20 protein-coding genes and 3 tRNA genes are annotated in these 21,673 nt (G+C 34.1%); 7 read left to right on the forward strand and 16 right to left on the reverse strand.

Going from position 1 to position 21,673, the window contains the following annotated elements; translation table 11 throughout:
• Window positions 1-3: 3 nt before the first annotated feature.
• From LXH21_RS04025 to ruvC, 5 genes are all read right to left on the reverse strand, one after another.
• Window positions 4-546 (reverse strand): heme NO-binding domain-containing protein, encoded by a 543-nt coding sequence (locus LXH21_RS04025; protein ID WP_239862925.1) that lies wholly within the window; start codon window positions 544-546, stop codon window positions 4-6.
• A gap of 7 nt (window positions 547-553) precedes the next feature.
• The gene (locus tag LXH21_RS04030) at window positions 554-967 is read right to left on the reverse strand and encodes a response regulator (protein ID WP_239862926.1); all 414 of its coding nucleotides are present in this window, start codon (window positions 965-967) and stop codon (window positions 554-556) included.
• 120 nt (window positions 968-1,087) lie between these two features.
• On the reverse strand, window positions 1,088-1,453 hold the full coding sequence (locus LXH21_RS04035) for an MmcQ/YjbR family DNA-binding protein (RefSeq protein WP_239862927.1): 366 nt from the start codon (window positions 1,451-1,453) through the stop codon (window positions 1,088-1,090).
• Between the two features lie 87 nt (window positions 1,454-1,540).
• On the reverse strand, window positions 1,541-2,668 hold the full coding sequence (gene hemW / locus LXH21_RS04040; RefSeq protein WP_239862928.1) for a radical SAM family heme chaperone HemW: 1,128 nt from the start codon (window positions 2,666-2,668) through the stop codon (window positions 1,541-1,543).
• 62 nt (window positions 2,669-2,730) lie between these two features.
• A complete protein-coding gene (gene ruvC, locus LXH21_RS04045) occupies window positions 2,731-3,285 on the reverse strand; it encodes a crossover junction endodeoxyribonuclease RuvC (RefSeq protein ID WP_239862929.1) in 555 nt (184 codons plus the stop codon).
• Window positions 3,286-3,338: 53 nt separating this feature from the next.
• On the opposite strand from ruvC, the gene LXH21_RS04050 reads away from it, so the two are divergent.
• The gene (locus LXH21_RS04050; protein ID WP_239862930.1) at window positions 3,339-4,295 is read left to right on the forward strand and encodes a lysylphosphatidylglycerol synthase transmembrane domain-containing protein; all 957 of its coding nucleotides are present in this window, start codon (window positions 3,339-3,341) and stop codon (window positions 4,293-4,295) included.
• Between the two features lie 9 nt (window positions 4,296-4,304).
• Window positions 4,305-5,387 (forward strand): glycosyltransferase, encoded by a 1,083-nt coding sequence (locus LXH21_RS04055; RefSeq protein WP_239862931.1) that lies wholly within the window; start codon window positions 4,305-4,307, stop codon window positions 5,385-5,387.
• Here the strand turns inward: LXH21_RS04055 and LXH21_RS04060 are convergent.
• From LXH21_RS04060 to LXH21_RS04070, 3 genes are all read right to left on the reverse strand, one after another.
• Entirely contained in the window at window positions 5,380-6,096 is a 717-nt protein-coding gene (locus LXH21_RS04060) for a DUF4184 family protein (RefSeq protein WP_239862932.1), read from the reverse strand. The genes LXH21_RS04055 and LXH21_RS04060 overlap by 8 nt on opposite strands.
• A 167-nt stretch (window positions 6,097-6,263) precedes the next feature.
• Complete coding sequence (locus tag LXH21_RS04065) at window positions 6,264-6,977, reverse strand: DUF4184 family protein (protein ID WP_239862933.1); 714 nt, start codon at window positions 6,975-6,977, stop codon at window positions 6,264-6,266.
• A complete protein-coding gene (locus tag LXH21_RS04070) occupies window positions 6,977-7,453 on the reverse strand; it encodes a hypothetical protein (RefSeq protein ID WP_239862934.1) in 477 nt (158 codons plus the stop codon). Before LXH21_RS04070 ends, LXH21_RS04065 begins: the two co-directional genes overlap by 1 nt.
• A gap of 383 nt (window positions 7,454-7,836) precedes the next feature.
• Between LXH21_RS04070 and trxA the strand changes: the two genes are divergently transcribed.
• The 4 genes from trxA (at window position 7,837) to LXH21_RS04090 (ending at window position 9,827) form a co-directional block, all read left to right on the forward strand.
• Window positions 7,837-8,154: a thioredoxin gene (gene trxA, locus LXH21_RS04075; RefSeq protein ID WP_108739444.1), complete on the forward strand. Its 318-nt coding sequence runs from the start codon at window positions 7,837-7,839 to the stop codon at window positions 8,152-8,154.
• Between the two features lie 292 nt (window positions 8,155-8,446).
• Window positions 8,447-9,373 (forward strand): DUF58 domain-containing protein, encoded by a 927-nt coding sequence (locus LXH21_RS04080; protein WP_239862935.1) that lies wholly within the window; start codon window positions 8,447-8,449, stop codon window positions 9,371-9,373.
• 87 nt (window positions 9,374-9,460) lie between these two features.
• Window positions 9,461-9,534: transfer RNA gene (locus LXH21_RS04085), tRNA-Asp, on the forward strand.
• A 219-nt stretch (window positions 9,535-9,753) separates the two neighbouring features.
• Window positions 9,754-9,827 (forward strand) — tRNA-Asp (locus LXH21_RS04090).
• Window positions 9,828-10,261: 434 nt separating this feature from the next.
• On the opposite strand, the gene LXH21_RS04095 is transcribed toward LXH21_RS04090, so the two are convergent.
• The 6 genes from LXH21_RS04095 to LXH21_RS04120 form a co-directional block, all read right to left on the reverse strand.
• A complete protein-coding gene (locus LXH21_RS04095; RefSeq protein WP_239862936.1) occupies window positions 10,262-12,364 on the reverse strand; it encodes a prolyl oligopeptidase family serine peptidase in 2,103 nt (700 codons plus the stop codon).
• Window positions 12,365-12,582: 218 nt separating this feature from the next.
• Window positions 12,583-14,790, reverse strand: a complete 2,208-nt coding sequence (locus tag LXH21_RS04100) for a TonB-dependent receptor (protein ID WP_239862937.1) — start codon at window positions 14,788-14,790, stop codon at window positions 12,583-12,585.
• Between the two features lie 297 nt (window positions 14,791-15,087).
• Window positions 15,088-15,435: a hypothetical protein gene (locus LXH21_RS04105; protein WP_239862938.1), complete on the reverse strand. Its 348-nt coding sequence runs from the start codon at window positions 15,433-15,435 to the stop codon at window positions 15,088-15,090.
• Window positions 15,436-15,616: 181 nt separating this feature from the next.
• Entirely contained in the window at window positions 15,617-16,606 is a 990-nt protein-coding gene (locus LXH21_RS04110; protein WP_239862939.1) for an aspartate-semialdehyde dehydrogenase, read from the reverse strand.
• A gap of 271 nt (window positions 16,607-16,877) precedes the next feature.
• A complete protein-coding gene (gene mscL / locus LXH21_RS04115) occupies window positions 16,878-17,297 on the reverse strand; it encodes a large conductance mechanosensitive channel protein MscL (protein WP_239862940.1) in 420 nt (139 codons plus the stop codon).
• Window positions 17,298-17,376: 79 nt separating this feature from the next.
• On the reverse strand, window positions 17,377-19,821 hold the full coding sequence (locus LXH21_RS04120) for a bifunctional UDP-N-acetylmuramoyl-tripeptide:D-alanyl-D-alanine ligase/alanine racemase (protein WP_239862941.1): 2,445 nt from the start codon (window positions 19,819-19,821) through the stop codon (window positions 17,377-17,379).
• 189 nt (window positions 19,822-20,010) lie between these two features.
• On the opposite strand from LXH21_RS04120, the gene LXH21_RS04125 reads away from it, so the two are divergent.
• Complete coding sequence (locus tag LXH21_RS04125; RefSeq protein WP_239862942.1) at window positions 20,011-20,616, forward strand: hypothetical protein; 606 nt, start codon at window positions 20,011-20,013, stop codon at window positions 20,614-20,616.
• On the opposite strand, the gene LXH21_RS04130 is transcribed toward LXH21_RS04125, so the two are convergent.
• Window positions 20,611-21,312, reverse strand: coding sequence for a porin family protein (locus LXH21_RS04130; protein ID WP_239862943.1), 702 nt, complete (start codon window positions 21,310-21,312; stop codon window positions 20,611-20,613). The two genes, LXH21_RS04125 and LXH21_RS04130, sit on opposite strands and share 6 nt — an antisense overlap.
• A gap of 161 nt (window positions 21,313-21,473) precedes the next feature.
• Window positions 21,474-21,560, reverse strand: a tRNA-Ser gene (locus LXH21_RS04135).
• Between the last annotated feature and the right edge of the window lie 113 nt (window positions 21,561-21,673).

A 21,673-nucleotide genomic window follows, 5' to 3' on the forward strand; every position in this document is an offset into this window, starting at 1 on the left:
TTTTTACCAATTTATCTTGAATATTTCATGTGAACTCCCTTCATTTCTAGACTGTAATAACTCTAGAGTAACGGGAGCATTATATAATTGTCCTAGTCCTTGTAAAATTCCTCGAACAAAATCTTGCAGACCTTCACGTTTTGAGAAATAGTGCAAATGCAACCCTGCTTCTTCGACATCTGTAACTTTAAATTCAGGAGGACTCAACTTTGGATAGATTAACATAACTCGATTGTGAAAATTAGGTAAATTCACCAAGAAATCACGTAAATTATTACCACCAGATTCCAATAATCCTGGATATTTATCTTTGGTTGTGCGCATTACCCACCATTCGCCAAAAGTTACCAAAACATCATTCAAAGACATGTCCATCTCTTCCGATACAGCAGTGGCGATTTTATAGGTTACATCATCATCGTAAATCTCATTACTAAGAAAAAAATCTATATCCACTCCACTTCTCAGATGAATAGCGTCCCATTTGTCTTGTCCAAAATTGGCAACAACCAAATCTTCAATGGATTTATTTACAATTCCGTACATATCTTACTTAGTTTGTGATTAATTCATTCAAACTCCAATACTCTACCAACTTAGTAATTCGCTCCACATAATCATCGTATTTCAAAGGTTTAATTACGTAACCTGCAATACCTATGCGGTAACATTCTAAAAGATCTTTTTGATTATTAGAAGTAGATAATATTATTGTTGGAATGTATTTTAAATAATCATCCGCTTTCAAAATTCCCAAAAATTCAATACCATTAATCTTGGGCATATTTAAATCCAAAACAATGATATCTGGAACAACATCTTTTACTTTAAGAATCTCTATGGCAGCCTCACCATTATTAGCCTCAATAATTTTATGATTTAATTTTAGTGATCCAACTACTCTGTTGAATTTCATTACTTCAATTTCATCGTCTTCTATTAAAAGTATATTTAACGCCTTGCTCATGGTATCTTGATAATAAGTTTGAAATTAAAGATACCTATTATGTAGCAAAAGCGTTAAATGTATTCGCTGCATTTTCTAACTTGGTAGTTGAATGGTCAAAATGTATCGACGAATGGTAAATTATTCGTTTAAAATTTCAATTTGCATCTTTTTAGTCAGGCTGTTAAATACAAGCTCATAGGAATGTTCTATTAATTCTTTGACCATTAAATCATTTACCTCCTGATTGAGTGCAACTGTGTTCCAATGTACCTTACTCATGTGGTAGCCTGGCACTATAGAATCGTATTCTGCACGTAATTCTTGTGCACGTTCCGGATTGCATTTAAGATTGATCGATGGTGCATTTTGTTCCCATTGAAGTAAGGAAGTCAAAGCGAACATTTTACCTCCTACTTTAAAAACTAAAGTATTCTTATCGAATGGAAAATGCTCTGTAACTCCGTTTTTCGAAAGACAAAATTCATAGTATGTTTCCAGATTCATATTGAATATCTTTTGGTTGATTTCGACTAGCTAACTTTAGTCGTAGTTTTTCAAATTTGTAGTTTATGCTGGTCGATATTTTACTGATTAATTAAGATAAAACAAATCACTTGCAATACCGTCTGTTAAAAACTTACCTTTTAATGTTGGCCTAAGGATGTTGTTTTCTATAATTAGCAAATCATCAGACAAGAATTTATTAGACTGCTTTTGTAAATAATTTAAATAAGTATTTCCAAATTCAGCTTCAATCCGCTCTAGAGAAACTCCCCAAATAGTTCGTAAACCAGTCATAATATATTCATTATAACGATCTGTAGTTGATAGTGTTTCTGTCTCGCTCGGAAGCGTACCATTCTCTAAATCTTTTAAATACAATGCATTGTTGGCTACATTCCAACTTCGCGACTTTCCATCATAACTGTGGGCAGAAGGCCCGACACCTATGTATTTTTTGCCCAACCAATAACTAGAATTGTTTTTAGAAAAATAGTTCTCTTTCCCAAAATTAGATAATTCGTAATGAATAAAATCCTGATTTTGTAGCCTATCTACCAATAGTAAAAAATGTTGTTGTGCTAGATCATCGTTGGGAGCTGCTATTTTACCAGTCTGGATTAATTTTTTTAAAGCCGTTTTGGGTTCGACAGTTAGTGCATAACTTGAGATATGGGGAATATCAAATTGTAAAGCAGTATCAATATTCTCTTTCCAGCGATCACTTGTCATTCCAGGTACTCCGTAGATTAAATCTATAGAGATATTATCAAAATACTGCGTAGCGATTTGCAAACACTTTTTGGCTTCGGTTGCATTATGGGCGCGATTCATCATCTTCAAGTCATCTTCAAAAAAAGACTGGATTCCGATGCTCAATCGGTTAATTTTACTTTTCGAAAAATCAATAATTCGCTCTTCGGTCAAATCATCTGGATTGGCTTCCAATGTGATTTCAGCGTTCTCAATTACTTTATAGTTGGCATAAACTGCTTCTATCAAATAATTAAGTTCATCCAACGATAAGACAGAGGGTGTTCCTCCACCAAAATAAATTGTCTCGACTTGTTCATTTATTGATTCATTTTTTCGCATGCTGATTTCCTTGGCAATAGCCAAAATCATTTCGTCTTTCTTCTTCATTGAAGTCGAAAAATGAAAGTCGCAATAATGGCAAGCTTGCTTGCAGAAAGGAATATGGATATAAATGCCAGACATATTATTTTGTATTCAGTCACGGTTTAATTTGCAGTACATAAACCAAAAATTAAAATCGTAACCTATTTTTTTACACGAGCTTCGTTATTTTTTACAAAAGCGTCCCAGCCGCTATAACTCTTTTCTCCAATCACTTTACCTGAGTTAAAATAGTGGCAAACTGCAGCTGCCAATCCATCGGTAGAGTCTAGATTTTTTGGAAGTACTTTTAATCCTAGAAGTTGTTGCAGCATTTTGGCTACTTGTTCTTTACTAGCATTTCCGTTTCCGGTAACAGCCATCTTTATCTTTTTGGGTTCGTATTCTGTAATAGGAATATCTCTCGACAGTCCCGCTGCCATAGCAACACCTTGTGCACGACCTAATTTTAGCATTGACTGCACATTTTTCCCGAAAAAAGGAGCTTCGATAGCTATTTCGTCAGGATTGTGTGTGTCTATCAATTCGATAGTACGTTCAAAAATTATTTTTAATTTTTGATAATGGTTATCATATTTAGAGAGTTGCAATTCGTTGAGTTGTACAAATTCCATTTTTTTATTAATGACCCGAATGATACCAAAACCCATAATTGTAGTTCCTGGATCAATCCCTAATATGATACGTTCGTTTGCCAAAAGATTTTATTAATTTAATGTTTCGAGTTTAAACTTTTACGTTCTTTGCACTCATGATTTCAATTCCTCACAAAACTAAGCAATTCCTTGTACTTCTAGTCAAAATTTTGATTGTGGGTGGCGCTTTTTATTTCATTTACAACCAGCTTGCCAACAATGACAAACTAGATTGGGCTCAATTTATTTCGATCTTTAACAAAAATAAATCGGTTACTGGAGTTGGATTTTTATTATTGTTAAGTGTCTTGAATCGCTACTTTGAGATTTTAAAATGGCAAAACCTTGCTTCATTTATAAAACCTATCACAGTGAGGGAGGCAACAAAGCAGGTACTCGCGGCTCTAACCGCTGGAATCTTTACCCCCAACGGTGTGGGCGAATACGCGGGTAAAGCACTTTACTATGAAAAGAACGAAACCAAACAAGTTATTTTTCTAAACCTCATTTGCAACGGTATTCAAATGGTGCTCACGATAATTATTGGATTATTTGGATTACTATATTACAATGCCCTTTATAATGTAATCACTACAAAGACAGTCGGTTTTATATTCTTGGCTTTGCTAATAATAGTTGCACTTATCTTTTCGATTAAAAAAATCACTATTAAAGGATATTCTATCGAAAAATTAATTCGTAAAATAAATGAAATTCCGAAACGCATACACCAAAAGAACATCTTTTTGGGAATCTGTCGCTACCTGGTTTTTTCGCATCAATATTATTTTTTATTTATAGCTTTTGATGTCGATTTACCTTATTTGACTTTAATGTCGGCTGTTACTAGTGTTTATTTTCTAGCCTCCTCTTTACCTACTTTTCAGTTTTTAGATTTTGCAGTAAAAGGAAGCGTAGCGATTTATTTCTTCGGAATTCTTGGTGTAAACGAGTGGGTAATTATTTTCGTCTCTACCTTGATGTGGTTTTTAAATGTTGTAATTCCTGTAATATTTGGTAGCTTTTATGTTCTAAATTTCAAAACTTCTCGCAACACTACCAACCAAATTTAAAAGTACATTATGTTTGCAGTTGTTGTATTTATATTCATGTATTATTTTGCCGTACTTGCTCTGGTTTATGGCTTTGCAAAAATAAAGGAACCGTTACAATCTGATGTTGCACCAAAAACAAAATTTTCGATAATTGTACCTTTTCGAAATGAAGAGCACAACCTACCTACACTTTTGAACAGTATAGCGCTACTCAATTATCCCGTTAATCTTTTTGAAGTAATTTTGGTCGACGACGATTCAATAGATACCTTTTTAGTTCCAAATCACAAGTTTAAAATTAAATTAATTGTAAATAAAAGGATATCAAAATCCCCCAAGAAAGACGCTATTGTAACCGCAATGCAAACCGTAACGAGCGATTGGGTAATCACCACCGATGCCGATTGCATAGTTTCTATAAACTGGCTAGCAACTCTAGATCAATATATCCAAAATAATGAAGTAAAAATGGTTGCTGGAGCGGTCGATTATCAATGTAATAATTCATTTCTACATCATTTTCAGCAATTGGACTTAGCAAGTTTACAAGGCGCTACAATTGGCAGTTTCGGAGTACGAAATGGTTTTATGTGCAACGGTGCTAATTTTGCCTATTCGAAAACTTTCTTTTTTGAATTAAATGGGTTTGAAGGTAATAACTCAATTGCAAGCGGAGACGATGTTTTTTTACTTCAAAAAGCCATTGCTTATGCATCAGATCAAGTGCACTACTTAAAGTCGCAAGAGACAATTATCACAACAAAACCATTGAATGATTGGCAATCACTGTTTTATCAAAGAGTGCGTTGGGCCGCCAAAACGAGTTCTTACCATAGCACATTTGGAAAACTCTTAGGAATATTTGTTTTCACTGGAAACCTATCTATAATATTGGCATTTTATTTTTTAGGTTTCTGGATCGCGCTACTCCTATTTACAGTCAAGGTTTGCATCGACACAATGCTGATTGTCAGGACCAATAAATTTTTAAGGTCGCGTAATCAGTTTTTAATCACAAGTAGTATTCTCTATCCGTTTTGGTCGGTGACGGTCGCTGTTTACAGTATTTTTGGCAGCTATAAATGGAAAGGTCGGTCGTTTTCTAAATAGCTTTCCTTCTTCCAAATAACAGACCTGAAAAAATCAGTCCAACTACCAACGAAGATACTAGTACTACAAGATTGATTTCTAAACTAGGATCTTCAACAATTCCAGAATTAAATCTGTAGTAATAAACCGCAGCAGCAGTAAGTACAGTCAAAAGCCAATATGGAATGCTTATTTTACTAAAGGATTGTTTGACAACTGGCAATTTATAAAAGTAATAGACTAAATAAACCAAGCCAAAAAACGACATAAACCGATAAACATAACCAAATAAGGGGATTTCTAAAACTGGGGCACTGTAAAAACTATATCTCGTAACAAAATACCCATTGTTGTGTGTTAAGGAATCTAATAAAAAGTGTGTAAGGGTTCCAAAAATAAAAGAAAGCAAAACCGTAAAGAAATTATTTTTAAAATAATGAATCCAATCTGAATGCAATAATTCCTGAGTTCTAGCCTGAATGAAATTGGGTAGATTTTGCAGTAAAGCTTTTTTTATTAATAAATGAAACATAAATAAGAGCAGCATCCCTAAGGGTAAATCTACTGTGAATATCCCTAAAAAAGTATGACTCCTTTCACTGTTTAAGGTCATCTTAAAAAAATATTCTAGATCCGGAGAAATAGAGCCCACAATAAGCGCCGAAATAGATACCTTTTCATTTTTTAAAAAGGGCAAAACAGCTGCTGCATGTGAAAATGTAAATGGCATTATTGTGCTTTAAAAGTTATTCTTTATAATTAAAATCAAAGAAGATAGAAGCGGAGAATTTAAAAATTCATATCGTTTCGTTCAATCTTAGTAGTACAAAGATTAGATTTCTTATTAAGAACGTAAGGTACTTTAACTAAAATTTGGATTTTTGATGCCTACAGCATTTACCAAATTCCTTTATTTTTCTCTCGGATTCCCGCGATTACAAGACCTATAAAAACAGCACTTATCACACTTACAAGTACAGTTGCCCACTCTTCCTTTTTAATTCCAAATGAAAGTCTAATCAAGAATACCATTGAAGAAATCGCTAGAACCCACAACCAGTAGAAGCCATTGATCTTAGAAGTTATTTCATTATTAACTGGAAGCTTGATGAAATAAATCGCCATAAAGACTAAACCAATTACGGAACTTATGTATTGCAAATAGGAATAGAGTGCAACACCATTAAAATCGGAGTTCAAAAATGTAAATCGTCTTACTATGTATCCATCCCAATGCGTCATAGAATCCCAAACTAAATGTGTTAAGGCACCAAAAACAAAGGAAACAATTATTACCCAAAAATTATTTTTAAAATATTGTAACCATTTAGAAGCTTGTAGCTCTTGTGTTCGAAATTGAAAAAAAGTTGGTAGATTCTCCAATAGTGCATTTTTAATACAGAGATGAAATAGAAATAAAACTAGTAATCCAAGTGGTAGATCTATAATAAAGATCCCCAGCAAAGTATGACTGATTTCGCTTTTCATTTTCATTCGAAAGAAATACTCTAAATCGGGAGATAGTGTACCAACAATTAATGCCGAAGCAGATAACTTTTGGTTTTTGAGAAAAGGTAAAACGGCAGCCGCATGGGAAAACGTAAAAGGCATTATTCAATCTTTAAGATTACGGGCAATACAAACTGAGTTTTTACAGGAATACCACGTTTTATAGCAGGACTTACTTTCGGGAACCCTACAAGTCGTCGTTTTAAAATACTATCAATTTTCACCCGATCATAAGCAACCGAATCTTTGGGAAACAACGGCTCAAACTGTATTCTTGAATTGGGAAAAATAGTTACTTTCACTTCAATAGTATCAAGTTCGGGATACATTGTAGAAAGCGTATCGATGCGAATTTTTTCCTGAATTAATTCCGTTAAAAATTGAAAGAAGCATTGCTGACGCTCCGTTTTGCCTTCTATTTGGTTGCAATCAACAAATGAGGGATATTCATCCACTTCTTTCCAATTTATTGACTTTAACTCCTTTTGTAACAACTCTTTTTCTGTAGCTGCTGACTTGTCAAAATACTGACAGGAATTAAAAAATAAAATAACTAAAAAAAGCGCGAAATACTTCAAGGTTTTGAATTTCAATTAGACTTAATACTCGATAAAAATACAATTATTTTTTTTACTAATAATAATCGAGGCTATTTTCCGTTGTCATTCTACTCTTGACTCACTGCTATCATTGAAATATAGCATCAAATTCTTGTCATAAAGTGATCTACATTTTCAAGTATTTCTTACCAAAAAATCATCACCAATTAGAATATACAGACAGCTGAAGTAGTACCACCACCCTATTTTTAATAAAATTTATCGATAAAGAAATAGTTAAAAGTAATTTAATATTAGTGATTGATTTGTATTTAATCTCTAAATTTGTACTTGAGTTTAAAACTCGTTAACCATTTTACCCTATACAATCAATTAAGGGTAAACTATAAAAGATAAATAATATGGCATTAGCAATAACAGATGCTACTTTTGACGAAGTAGTTTTGAAATCAGACAAACCAGTTTTAGTAGATTTTTGGGCAGCTTGGTGTGGACCATGTAGAATGGTTGGACCAATCATCGAAGAATTAAGCAACGATTACGAAGGTAAAGTTGTAGTTGGTAAAGTAGATGTAGATGCAAACCAAGAATTTGCAGCTAAGTACGGTGTAAGAAACATTCCAACGGTATTAGTTTTCCATAACGGAGAAGTAGTAGGAAAGCAAGTAGGAGTAGCTCCTAAGCAAACTTACGCAGATAGTTTAGACGCTTTGTTATAATCGTAAGATTATAATTTATATAAAAAAAGGTTTGACGCTAGTCAAGCCTTTTTTTTGTGCTTGGTTGTAAAAAAAATATTTGATCCTTGTAATTATTGTGGGATGAATTTTCGTAGTCCTAAAACTTTGGGACAAGTAGAGATTAGCTGTTTTTTTATTGCAAGAAAGCACCAAAAATGATGTTACAATAATTCTTTAATAAAAAATGAGCTGCGAGATTATTAGTGCAACTATCATTTTAAAATAGTATGCTTGTATAATAGATGGTAATTTTTTTTAATACATTTGAGATATGAAGATTGATTCACAATTAGAAAAAATAGCACGTTTTCAAAATTTGGAGCTTTTGGCCAATCAAATTGTTGAAGGATTTATCTCGGGCATGCATAAAAGTCCGTTTCATGGCTTTTCTGCAGAGTTTGCAGAACACAAACTATATAATGTAGGCGAGAGTACCCGACACATAGATTGGAAGCTTTTTGCAAAGACCGATCGACTTTACACCAAACGATTTGAGGAGGAAACCAATTTGCGTTGCCATCTTATACTGGACAATTCCTCTTCGATGCATTACCCGAACCTAGACTCGAAGCAAAATTTTTACGAAAATAAAATTGGCTTTTCTGTTTTAGCCTCAGCCGTACTGATGCATCTGCTCAAAAAACAACGTGATGCAGTAGGCTTAAGTATTTTCTCTGATGATTATGACTACTACGCACCAGAAAAAGGTAGCGATCGTCATCATCGAATGTTACTAAATCAACTAGAAACAACTTTGCAAAAGCAGAAAATAACTAAAAGAACAGATACTGTCTCATTTTTGCATCAAATCGCCGAGAAAATGCATCGCCGTTCTATGATCATACTTTTTACAGATATGTTCCAACTAGAAGACGATGAAAAGTTATTTGAAGCCTTACAACATCTACGTCATAATCATCATAAAGTGATTCTCTTTCATGTAATAGATCGCAAAACAGAATTAAATTTTGATTTTGACAATAGACCGCGAAAATACATTGATGTGGAAACAGGAGAAGAAGTCGCTCTTTTTTCCGACAATGTTCAGGAAGTTTATAAAAAAGAAGCAGAAAAATATTTTAAACAGATTGCATTAAGCTGCGCGCAGAACCGTATTAGGTATGTACCAGTTGATATCGCTGATGATTTTGAAAAAATATTACTCACATATCTAGCTGAAAAACAAAAGTTTGGATAATTTTTAAAAAAATAATTAAAAATAATTGGTAAAAGCGCTTGCAGAAACAGAAATCTGTTGTATCTTTGCCACCGCAATAACGCAGTAGGTCTGGTAGTTCAGCTGGTTAGAATACCTGCCTGTCACGCAGGGGGTCGCGGGTTCGAGTCCCGTCCAGACCGCGAATATTGGGAAAGCCTTTCAGCAATGAGAGGCTTTTTTTTCCAATAGAACGCAACTTAGTTTATTTGCAAATTGATTAGTCTAGTTTACTAATCTCTGGTTTATCAAAAAGCTTTTACAGATTGTAGATTCTTATTTTTAAACTTAAATTATTTTGGATTGACCGTTTTTAGGGATTGATATATTCGAAACCAAAGAAACAAAATTAAATAGCGCATGGTCTGGTAGTTCAGCTGGTTAGAATACCTGCCTGTCACGCAGGGGGTCGCGGGTTCGAGTCCCGTCCAGACCGCAAAATTGGAAAAAGTCTTTTAGAAATAGAAGACTTTTTTTTCCAATATATGGTATCTAAAATTAGTTGTGTTGTGATCAGTCTAGTTAACTGATCTCGGTTTAGTAGTTAGACCAATGAAAAGCTTTTCACTTAATTGTGAATGGCTTTTTTGATTTTAGAGCAATTCTGAATCCTTTAAAATTGCAAAACAAAAAAAAAGGAACTCTTTTCAGAATCCCTTTTAATTTCAGTACAGGCGGTCCCATTTTAAGGACAATCCTCAATTTTACTATTATAACAACATCCAAAATCTTTTGGAATATTATACTGAAAAACCAAAATTTTATAGTTAGCCGTGATCGCAGCGGCATCCTCTTGTGTTGCGATAGCAAATGCAAGAGATATAGCGCAGAGCAGGACAAAACTATTTATGATTTCTATAATTGATGCTCCTACTTATTAAATGGTATGCTTTTGATTCCCATATTGTAAAGCGTAAAAGCTTGAATATCGACATTCTCTTCAATCGTTGCCTTTACTGATTTACCTGCTCCATGCCCTGCTTTGACATCTATACGAATAAGTGTTGGATTGTCGCCTGTTTGCTTGCTTTGCAATTCGGCAGCGAATTTAAAACTATGCGCTGGCACCACACGATCATCGTGATCACCTGTAGTTACCATCGTAGCTGGATAAGTTACGCCAGACTTCACATTATGTACGGGAGAATACGCTTTGAGGTAATCAAACATTTCTTTACTATCTTGAGCCGTTCCGTAGTCATATGACCAGCCCGCTCCTGCAGTAAAAGCATTGTAACGTAACATATCTAGTACTCCGACAGCTGGCAAAGCTACTTGCATTAAATCAGGGCGTTGTGTCATCACTGCACCTACAAGCAAGCCACCATTTGAACCACCGCGAATTGCTAAGTATTTTTTTGATGTATATTTATTAGCGATAAGATATTCACCAGCTGCTATAAAATCATCGAACACATTTTGTTTTTGTTGTTTAGTACCTGCATCATGCCATTTTTTACCATATTCTCCTCCACCTCTAAGATTTGGAACCGCAAAAATCCCTCCGTTTTCCATCCAGACTGCATTTGCTATACTAAAGCTAGGTGTCAAACTTATACTGAAACCACCGTAACCGTACAACATTGTTGGATTGTTTCCATCAAGCTTAAGACCTTTTTTGTACGTAATCATCATAGGCACTTTGGTCCCATCTTTGGAAGTATAAAAAACCTGATGTGTTTCATACAAATCAGATTGAAATTTAGCCTTTGATTTACGATAAACTATTGATTTACCCGTCTCTGCCTCGAACTGATATATTGTTGATGGAGTCGTATAATTATCAAAATTGTAATAAAGGGTTTTTTCTTTTTTCTTACCGCTAAAACCAGAGGCTGTTCCTAAATCAGGTAATTCTAATGTTCGTACTTTGGCACCTTTTACATCATATTGTTCTACAAAAGACACAGCATCTTTCATATAATGTGCAAAAAAGTAGCCACCACCTGTACTGATTTCTAATACATTTTCAGTTTCTGGTATAAAATCTTTCCAGTTTTCAACAGTTGGGTTTTTTAGAGTAAAAGTCGCGATGCGCTTGTTTGGCGCACCTAAATCAGTTTCTACAAATAACGTTTCTCCATTATTATCAATAATATTGTTAGCGCTATCAAAATTACCAACAACAGTAACCAAGCTGTTATTTTTATTTATTAAGTCTTGAATGTACAATTCGTTCCCGTAAGTAGAATTGGCTGCAGAGATAATTAAATAACGATCATCTTCTGTAACATAACCACCTACATAGCGGCGCTTTTGCTTATCCCCAAAAATTACTTGATCTGTTTTTTGCTGCGTTCCCAAGACATGGAAAAATAATTTATGTTGATCTGTTTTTGCAGACAATTCACTACCAACTGGTTTTTCATAACTTGAGTAATAAAATCCTTTATTACCCAACCATGAAAGTCCACTGAATTTGACATCCAATAAGGTTTGGTCAATTTTTTCTTTTGTTATTGCATTTATAATGATCACTTTTCGCCAATCACTTCCTCCTTCAGAAATAGAGTAGGCTGCTAGAGATCCGTCTTTAGAGAAACTAATATCTCCCAAAGAAGTAGTACCATCTTTGGAAAAGGTGTTAGCGTCTAAAAAGATTTCTTCTTTTCCTTTTTTGTCCTTGCGCCACATCACAGATTGATTTTGCAAACCATCATTTTTATAATAGTAAATAAAATCTCCTTCTTGGCGGGGAGCACTTTCTTTTTCGTAATTCCATAATTGCTCCAATCGGTTTTTAATAGCCTCACGAAAAGGTATTTGTTTTAAATAATTGAAGGTAACTTCATTTTCAGCCTTCACCCAAGCTGCAGTTTCAGCAGATTGGTCGTCTTCTAGCCAGCGATATGGATCTGCAACCGAAGTACCAAAGTAAGTATCGTTTACTGTTCCTTTTTGTGTCTGTGGGTATTTGGGTGCATTTTGTCCCAAAGCGGAAATAGTTGTCATTAATAAGAGTATTTTTTTCATAAGAGTGCGTTTAGTAAGCCTAACAAAAATAGCAAATTTAGACTGCAATAAAATCTGTTTTTACACCATATTAAGAATGCATTTAATAGCGAGTTTCATTTTTTACTATTTTGAGAAGTTTACAGTGTGTAAATTATATCAATACATTTTATATCTGCATAAAACGGAAAACGCCAATCAAGAGGAATGGCGTTTTCATTTTAAGTCTAACTTTAATTTTATAAATCAAAATTCAGTCCAAAGACAATGTTTCTTCCAATATTGGGAATACCATCTGTTTTTAGGCGGGAAAGATGTGCGATATATGATTTATTGAAAAGGTTATTCCCGTTAAGATTAATTCTGAAGTTTGTTTTTCCTAGGGTAACGTTTCCTCCAAAACCTAGATTTACCAAACCATATCCGCTTGAAGCTGTTTCAAATCCGCTAACATTTTTTTGACTAAAAGTAGCATTGTAGCTCAAGGTAGCAAAAGCATCTTTCAACCAATCTCTAATTTTAAATTCTGTTCGAATGGTATTGTTCCAGTTATTTGCAGGTAGAAGTGGCAGATAATCACCGTTTTGCTTCTTACCTGTTACAGTTTCAAAACTTGTTTCAAAATGCAACCAATCTAGTGGATGCGGGTGAAAGTGCAAACCTGCTTCTCCTCCATATAATTTGGCATCGTTCTGAATATACTCATATACCAAGTTATCATCTAATGTTGCTCCTGTTGCATTGATATAAATGTAATTATTGATATGGTTGTAAAAACCATTTACAAAAAATTCAAAGTGAGAGTTTTTATATTCTATATTCAAATCGGTTTGCATATTCTGCTCGTTGTCCAAATTAGCATTACCTACTTCATAGCGATAAGTTCCTTCGTGCACACCGTTTGAAGATAATTCGGCCAAATTTGGAGCTCTAAAACCAGAGGCTAGATTCAACCTTAAAATAAGATCGGTAGCCAAATCTGTTTTGTATCCTAACGATGCATTAAAGCTATCAAATGAACGGTTTATTGGTTGAAAATAGCCTTCTTCGCCTATATCTCCATTCTCTTCTGTTATTACTTTTCGATTATCATAACGAAGCCCCCCTTGAATCACATTGGAATTCCACTCATAATTGGCGGTTCCAAAAACACCAATATCATTTGTTTTTGCATCTGGAATCAACAATTCTTCTCCTGCATTGGTATTGGTTTGATGCATACCTTGAAGGCCGATGATTGATTCTATTGCTCCCAATTTTGGCAAATGGTACTTGGCATTAAAGTTTAAAGTATTAAGCTGCATCTGCAAAATAGCCTGAGGACTGTCCTCATATTCTCTCCTATTATTTGCGATGTATCCTAAATCAAGATCTAATTTTGAACTTCCTATATACACAATAGAATTCAAACTCAATAAGTGGTTATCTATTCCCTGACGAGGAAATTCGGTATCTTTTGAAGTCGACTGTGCTTCTACTCCATTCTCTGGAATCCCCAAATCCAAACCATTATAGTTGTAACGAAAAACAGTAGAAAATCCGGAGTTACTGTATCCTATCGCTGTTTTCAAGTCGGTTTCATTATAGCGCGTATTGGTCACTCGATCACCATTTGGCACTTTATAATCAGAATGTGTCGAATAATTACCCCTTACTAAATACTTCCAATTTTCGGTAGATGTTTTAAGACCTAAAGAAGTACTTGAACCTAAAGTATTCGAAAATAACTTTTGACTAAAATTTGCCTTTATACTATTTGCATCAGCAAACTTTTCTGGATTAAAGTACAGAACTCCACCCAAAGCATCTGAGCCGTATAATAATGAAGCAGGACCTTTGATAACTTCAACACTTTCTACTCCAGAATCATTAAGTCCCAAACCATGTTCATCTCCAAACTGTTGGTTCTCGATACGCACACCTTGTGAATACACTAATATTCGGTTACCACTTAATCCGCGTATAACAGGTTTTCCTATAGAGGTTCCTGTTGAAACTTGCGATACTCCAGGAATTGTAGCCAATCCTTCAATCAGGGTCGAAGTTCCTTTTTCTTGCAACGACTGTATGCTTTCATGCGAGACTTTCATCACATTTTGAGATTGTATTTTACTAAAGGCCGTTGAAACAATAACCTCATCCATTTCGAATAGAGTTTGCTCCATAACCAATTGTAATTTTCCCTCGTTTTGAAAAAGGTTTACTAACTTATTTTGCGTTCCAAAACCTACTAAAACGAATCGAATATTTAATTCTCTTTTTGGTAAATTCGAAAAGAAAAATTCTCCATTATCGTTGGTTGTTGTTCCTTTATGTAGTTCGGGAATATAGACAGATACTCCTGGCAAAGGTTTATTTTGAATGTCACTTATTGTACCAGAGAGGATTTGTTGTGCTTGCAGCATTGTGCTTAATCCTAGAAATAGGATTAAAATATATTTTTTCATTTTGTTTGTTTTGTAGATAGTAGTACCCCTAGCTCATTATAAACTATAGGAATTGAAGACGAATTATTCGTATGTGAAAAAGCACGAACTAAACGCGTTTTTGGTTTTCCTTTAAAGATTAGCGGTAAATTTCAGACAGCTTACTATCTAAAAAAATAAGAATAGTATTTCAGCAAGCGTGGTCTTTAAAAATGGCAAAACAGACCGATTTTGTGCTGCAATTGATTTATAAAAAATTCAATTGTAAACCAAACCATTGACTACCAATAATCATAAAGAAGAACCAAAAGGAATTATTTACAAAAAAAAGGGCGGCCCACGAAGAGTATGGAAACATCCAGAAAACGCACTAATTTTTTCGGCAGTAACCGAAAAATAAGGAATTAACTTAAAATCAAACTTAAATTGGAAATTGAAAATTTCAGCCGAAACATAGTTACCAAATGAGAAATGACAAACACTACACGACTCTGATTTATAATGAAGGTGTGTAATTTGCGTTTTATTCTCGTGGTTTTCATGATGGCAATAATGTTGCGCTACTTCTTTGTAATGATGTATTTGCGCATGCACAGACTGCAACAGTATTGATAACAATACGGTTAACCCAAGTGAAAAGGCTATGACAATCTGTTTCTTTTTCATGAAAGGCAAAGATAGGGAAAGCAAAAATAAAAAAAACCACCTGATTAATAAACATTCGTTTTATTAATCAGATGGTTTATAATAGAGAAAAAGCTTTCTGTTAAATGAGAGTAGTTAAAATCATTTTAATCTCGACATCATCCATTTTAACCAAATTTAATATTATTGCAATTAATGCCGCTTAGACTAATTTAGCTGCAATTAAATATTCTGCGATTTGAATTGTGTTTGTAGCAGCTCCTTTTCTTAAGTTGTCTGCAACAATCCACATATTTAAAGTGTTTGCTTGGCTCTCATCACGACGGATTCTACCAACAAAAACTTCATTTTTACCTTCAGCATATCTTGGCATTGGGTAAGTAAAAGTATCTAAATTATCTTGAACAACGATTCCGTCAGTATTGTGCAATAAAGTTCTCACCTCTGTTACATCAAAATCATTTGAGAACTCAACATTTACAGCCTCACTGTGCCCACCTACTACAGGAACACGCACAGCAGTTGCCGTTAATTTAATACTATCATCACCTAAGATTTTTTTGGTTTCATTAACCAATTTCATTTCTTCCTTAGTATATCCATTATCCTCAAAACTGTCGCATTGTGGGATACAATTACGGTTAATTTTGTATTTATACACCATATCTCCTTCAACACCTGCACATTCATTTTCGAATTGTTGAACCGCTTTAACACCTGTTCCGGTAATCGATTGGTAAGTGGAAACAATTACGCGTTTTACATTGTATTTTTTGTGTAGTGGAGCCAAAGCTAGTACCATTTGAATAGTAGAGCAATTTGGATTTGCGATAATCTTATCTTCTTTAGTTAATTCGGTAGCATTGATTTCTGGTACTACCAATTTTTTGGTAGGATCCATTCTCCAAGCCGATGAGTTATCAATAACAGTTGTTCCAGCTTCAGCAAATTTTGGTGCCCAAATCAATGAAGTTTCTCCACCCGCAGAAAATAATGCAATATCTGCTTTCATATCTACAGCTGTTTGCAAACCAACTACTTTGTATTTTGTTCCTTTGAATTCAATTTCCTTTCCAACTGATCTTTCTGATGCAACAGGAATTAATTCCGTTACAGGAAAATTTCTTTCAGCCAAAACTTTTAACATGATTTCGCCCACCATACCGGTAGCTCCTACTACTGCTATTCTCATCGTATATCTGTATTACTTATTTTTAATTTGATTTTTGAATTGCAAAAGTAAGTAATATCTATTTCTAAACAAGCACGCTAACAAAAAATAACAAATTGTTATAATTATAACAATTGCATTCTCAAACATCAAAACGCCGTTTATCCATTCTTAAGCAATTGACAGTAAGCATTCATTTGCATTCCGCAGTTGCTATACTATTATTTTAAAATCACAAAAAAACCGCTTCAGGATTGAAGCGGTTTTTGTTATCTGATAAGATTAACTGAAATTATTTTTTCAATAAATCTCTAATTTGCATCAACAATTCTTCTTGAGTTGGTCCTGCAGGTGCTGCTGGTGCCGCTGCTGCTTCTTTCTTTTTAGTAGCTTCAGCTGCTCTTAAAATTAGGAATATAAAAAATGCTACAATTACAAAATTGATGATAGCTTGCACTAAATTACCATAAGTAATTACAGCTGCTTCTGCTGCTTGAGCTGCCTCAAGACTCTCGTAGTTGTTTCCATCTAAAGCTATAAATTTTGTAGTAAAGTCTACACCTCCAGTAATCAAACCAACAATTGGCATAATAACATCGTCTACTGCTGATGCAATAATTTTGCTAAATGCACCACCAATAACTACGGCAGTTGCTAAACTTAATACATCACCTTTCATTAAAGAGGCTTTGAAATCGCTAAAAAATCCCATATTTTTTCGTTTTAAAATTGAATGCTAAAGTAATAAATAATTTTAACACTATTTAACATTTGCCGATGAAAGACATTTATCATCTATAAAATACACGTTTTACACGTTGTGAAATACTGGTTAAAATTTCGTACGGTATCGTATGTAAAGCAACCGCTATTTCGACTACAGTAGGATCCTCTCCAAAAATAATCACATCATCTCCTTCATTACAAGCAACTTCGGTGACATCAACCATTAACATATCCATGCAAATACTACCTGTAATCTTGGCTTTTTGATTTTTTATTTTCACATATCCTACTCCATTTCCCCAACCGCGCGAGATTCCATCTGCATAGCCTATTGGAATAGTTGCGATTTTTGTTTCTTGCACCGCCATAAATCGTCTGCCGTAGCCCACACTATCACCCGCGGGTATAGTACGAATTTGTGAAATAATTGATTTTAAAGTTCCTACATTTTCAAGAAATTTTTGTTCTTCTGGATCATTTGAAACTCCATATATTCCAATTCCTAGACGCACCATATTAAATTGAGCTTCTGGAAAATTGCTAATACCCGAAGTATTTAATATGTGTCTAATAGGATTAATTTGGAGCGCCTCCATCATTTGAGTGGATAGTTCATCAAAAAGTTGGATTTGACCTTTTGCAAAATCATAATGCGTTCTGTCGTCACTAGTGGCCATGTGCGACAAAATACTTTTTACCTGCACTGCATCAGTTGTCTTTAGAATCCGAATTAAGTCAGGAATATCTTTTCGCTCAAATCCCAAACGATGCATACCTGTGTCTATCTTAATATGAATTGGGAAGTTTTTTATTTTTTTACTTTCAGCAATTTTTAGAAAATTATTCAAGCCTCGCAAACTGTATATTTCTGGTTCTAATTGGTATTGAATAATAGAAGAAAAACTCGTGCTCTCTGGATTTAATACCATAATAGGTAATCGTATTCCATCGTTTTTTAACGAAATTCCCTCATCAGCAAAAGCTACACCTAGATAGTCAACCTGATTGTGTTCTAATAAACTAGCAATCTCTAGTCCGCCATTGCCATAACCAAAGGCTTTGACCATCACCATAATTTTGACATCGGGCTGCAATTTGGCTTTAAAGAAATTCAAATTATCACTTAGAGCGTTCAGGTTTATTTCCAAAACCGTTTCGTGTTTTTTTTCTTCGAGAACTGCAACGATTTCTTCAAATTCAAATGACCTTGCCCCTTTGACCAAAACAGTTTCATTCGAAAAATCTAAATTTCGAAAATCATCTAAAAAATCAGCTGTATTGGGATAAGTAATGCAATTAAAAAAAAGATCTTTAAAGGCAGCTATCGTTTGTCCAATCCCAATTACACGCTGAATATGATTGGCAACGACCAATTTGGCCACTTGATTGTACAAAACTTCATCTGTCAAACCACTTTGAAAAATGTCTGAAAGAATCAACGTCTTCTTTTGAAATTTATTCTGACTTTCTAAAAAGTCCAATGCAATTTTCAACGACTGAAAATCAGAACTGTAACTATCATCAATTAAGCTACAATTGTTAATTCCATTCTTCACCACTAGTCTCATTTCTACGGGATATAATAATGACATTCTCGCACAGATGGTTGCGTTATCGTACTCCATATATAACATGACGAGCAAACATGAAATAGCATTTTCTATCGACGCCATATCTTCAAACGGAATCTGGACATCATGACATTGCCCTTTATAGCTATAGTATATCTTTGACTTTTGACTTTTTGTTTCTATTTTCGAAATAAAAACTTCGGCCGAATTATCCTCAAAACTCCAGCTAAACTTTTTTATGGTAGCAGGAAGTAAACCATCTACGGTTTTAACTTTTTTATAAATTAAAACGCCAGCATTCTTAAAAAGCTTTAGTTTTTCTTCGATTTTTTGATTGGTACTTTCAAATCCTTCATCATGAGAAGTTCCAATATTGGTTAAGACACCAATAGTAGGTTTTACAATAGGTTCTAATTTTTCCATTTCGGTAACAGTAGAAATACCAGCCTCAAAAATCCCCAGGTTGTGCTTTTCATTACTGCCTAAAATTGACAATGGCACCCCTACCTGAGAGTTAAAACTTTTTGGTGACCTTATAATATTAAAATCTGGACTTAATAAAAAATTCATCCATTCTTTTACGATGGTCTTACCATTACTACCGGTAATACCGATTACTGGAAAATGAAACAAACTGCGGTAATAGGCCGCAAATTGTTGCAATGCAGCCAGCGTATTTTCTACCAGTAAAAAATTAGCTTTTCCCTCGAGACCTTTTGGGATATAGTTCACAACAAAGTTTCCAACTCCGTCAGCTATCAAGTCTTTTACATAAATATGACCATCATTGTTTGGTCCTATTATCGAAAAAAACAAAGTATGTGCTCCATTATGAGAGGATCGACTGTCGATTGAGACATGCTCGATCATAATATCGCTGCTCTCTGAAGAACAGCTTGCCGACAAAACTGAAATAATATTTTTTAAAAGAATGTTCATGGTCTTGTATAATCTATTTCAAAAATAACACTTCTTAAGCATATCCTTACCGCACCAGTCCTTTATTTCGAAAAAACCTTGACAAGTCACCTCACATTAACTGTTACTATTTGGGTCCAATGAAATATCTCCAATTCATAATCCGCAACAATTTTATTATATTTGTTTTACTAACTAAGAACTATTGATTTGAAAAAGTTTCTCACCTTTTTTTCCTACCTATTCCACCCTTTGTTTATACCATTGTATGCAACCTTTTTCTACGTTTTTGCAAACCAATCAGTTGCTTTAACTAGGGAAAAATTGTTTATATTCCTTCAAGTTGTAGTGATCACTATAATCGTTCCGTTATTAGTATTTGTTCTATTGCGATCTGTGGGGAAAATTGGTTCTGTAATGGCGCCAAAAATTGCTGAGCGAAAAATTCCTTTGGTCGTACAAATTTTTCTAATTATTTTATTACTAAAAAAAGGAATTACGATTGACCGCTACTTAGAATTTCATTTCTTCTTTTTAGGTGCTTTAGTAAGCACGCTCATTGCTTTACTTTTGTTATTCCTCAGGACAAAAGCGAGCTTGCACATGATTGGAATAAGTGCTTTGACATTATTTGTAATCGGACTGAGTTTGCATTTTCAAACTCACAACATATTATGGATCAGTTTTTTGATTTTAATGAATGGTGTAGTAGCTTCCTCCCGACTTGAAATGAAAGCGCACAGTCTCATCGAACTGATTTTGGGCTTTTTTATTGGTAGTATCCCTCAACTATTACTCATGTACATTTGGTTATAAAATATAAAATATAATCCCCATGTTAAGGGCGTTCATATTTAATTTGTCATCACCAATTTTTGCCGATTTGAATAAAGAATTTAAACCATAGTAAGCATAGATATTGAAGGTATTGTATCCAGTGGACAAATAAAGTCCATATTGTAATTTATCAAAATCCTTATTATTGGTAATTACTGTTTTGCCATCATCATCAGTAGAAACATAACGGTCATAAAGCAAATAACTAAATTTAACCCCACCATAAATACGCCAAAATTTATACGATTGATAGGTTGATGTTCGCCAACGAAATTCAATTGGAACATCTACAAATACTTGCGAAAAACGATTTCTACTGTAATCTGAATCTGAGTCAAATACGGTATATGTATTCGAGTCACCACTTTGTTTTATCTCTAAATTCTGGAGATAATTATTGTACGTAAATCCAATTCCCGTAGCAAAGGCTTTATTTCGTTGCTTGTTTATTGGCATGTCCCTTAAAAAACCAGCTGAGAAACCTGTAGAAAACTTATTTTGTTCTACATCTTCTGGTTTATTTTGAAGTGTATTATAGGTAAAACCGAAATAAAACTGATCCTCTCTATATAATGAATCAACCACAATTATCATTGGTTTCTCTACGACTTCATCAATTTGAGCATAGGTACTGAAAAACGAAAACAAATAGAAAAAGAGCAATAGTTGTCGCATTGTAAAGCTAGTATATTTGAATAATTAAAAATATAACTACAAATATAAATATTTATAGTGAGCTCTAACGACTTAGGTTTACTAGTTATTGTAGAAACTGACAGTTAAAAGGTTTACTAAAAACAAAAAATGCTGCTCTTTAGGGCAGCATTTTTTGTTTGCAGAGAGGAAGGGATTCGAACCCTCGATGCAGTTGCCCACATACTAGCTTTCCAGGCTAGCTCTTTCAACCACTCAGACACCTCTCTAATTGGGATTGCAAATAACCTAAAAAAAATCGACTAAAAAAATAATTTCGAAAGATATTATACATCTATTTCTACAAATAATGCGGTTAAAATAATGATGCAAATAACTCTTA

Origin of the sequence: Flavobacterium algicola (assembly GCF_022399565.1) — a bacterium.
GTDB lineage: Bacteria > Bacteroidota > Bacteroidia > Flavobacteriales > Flavobacteriaceae > Flavobacterium > Flavobacterium algicola.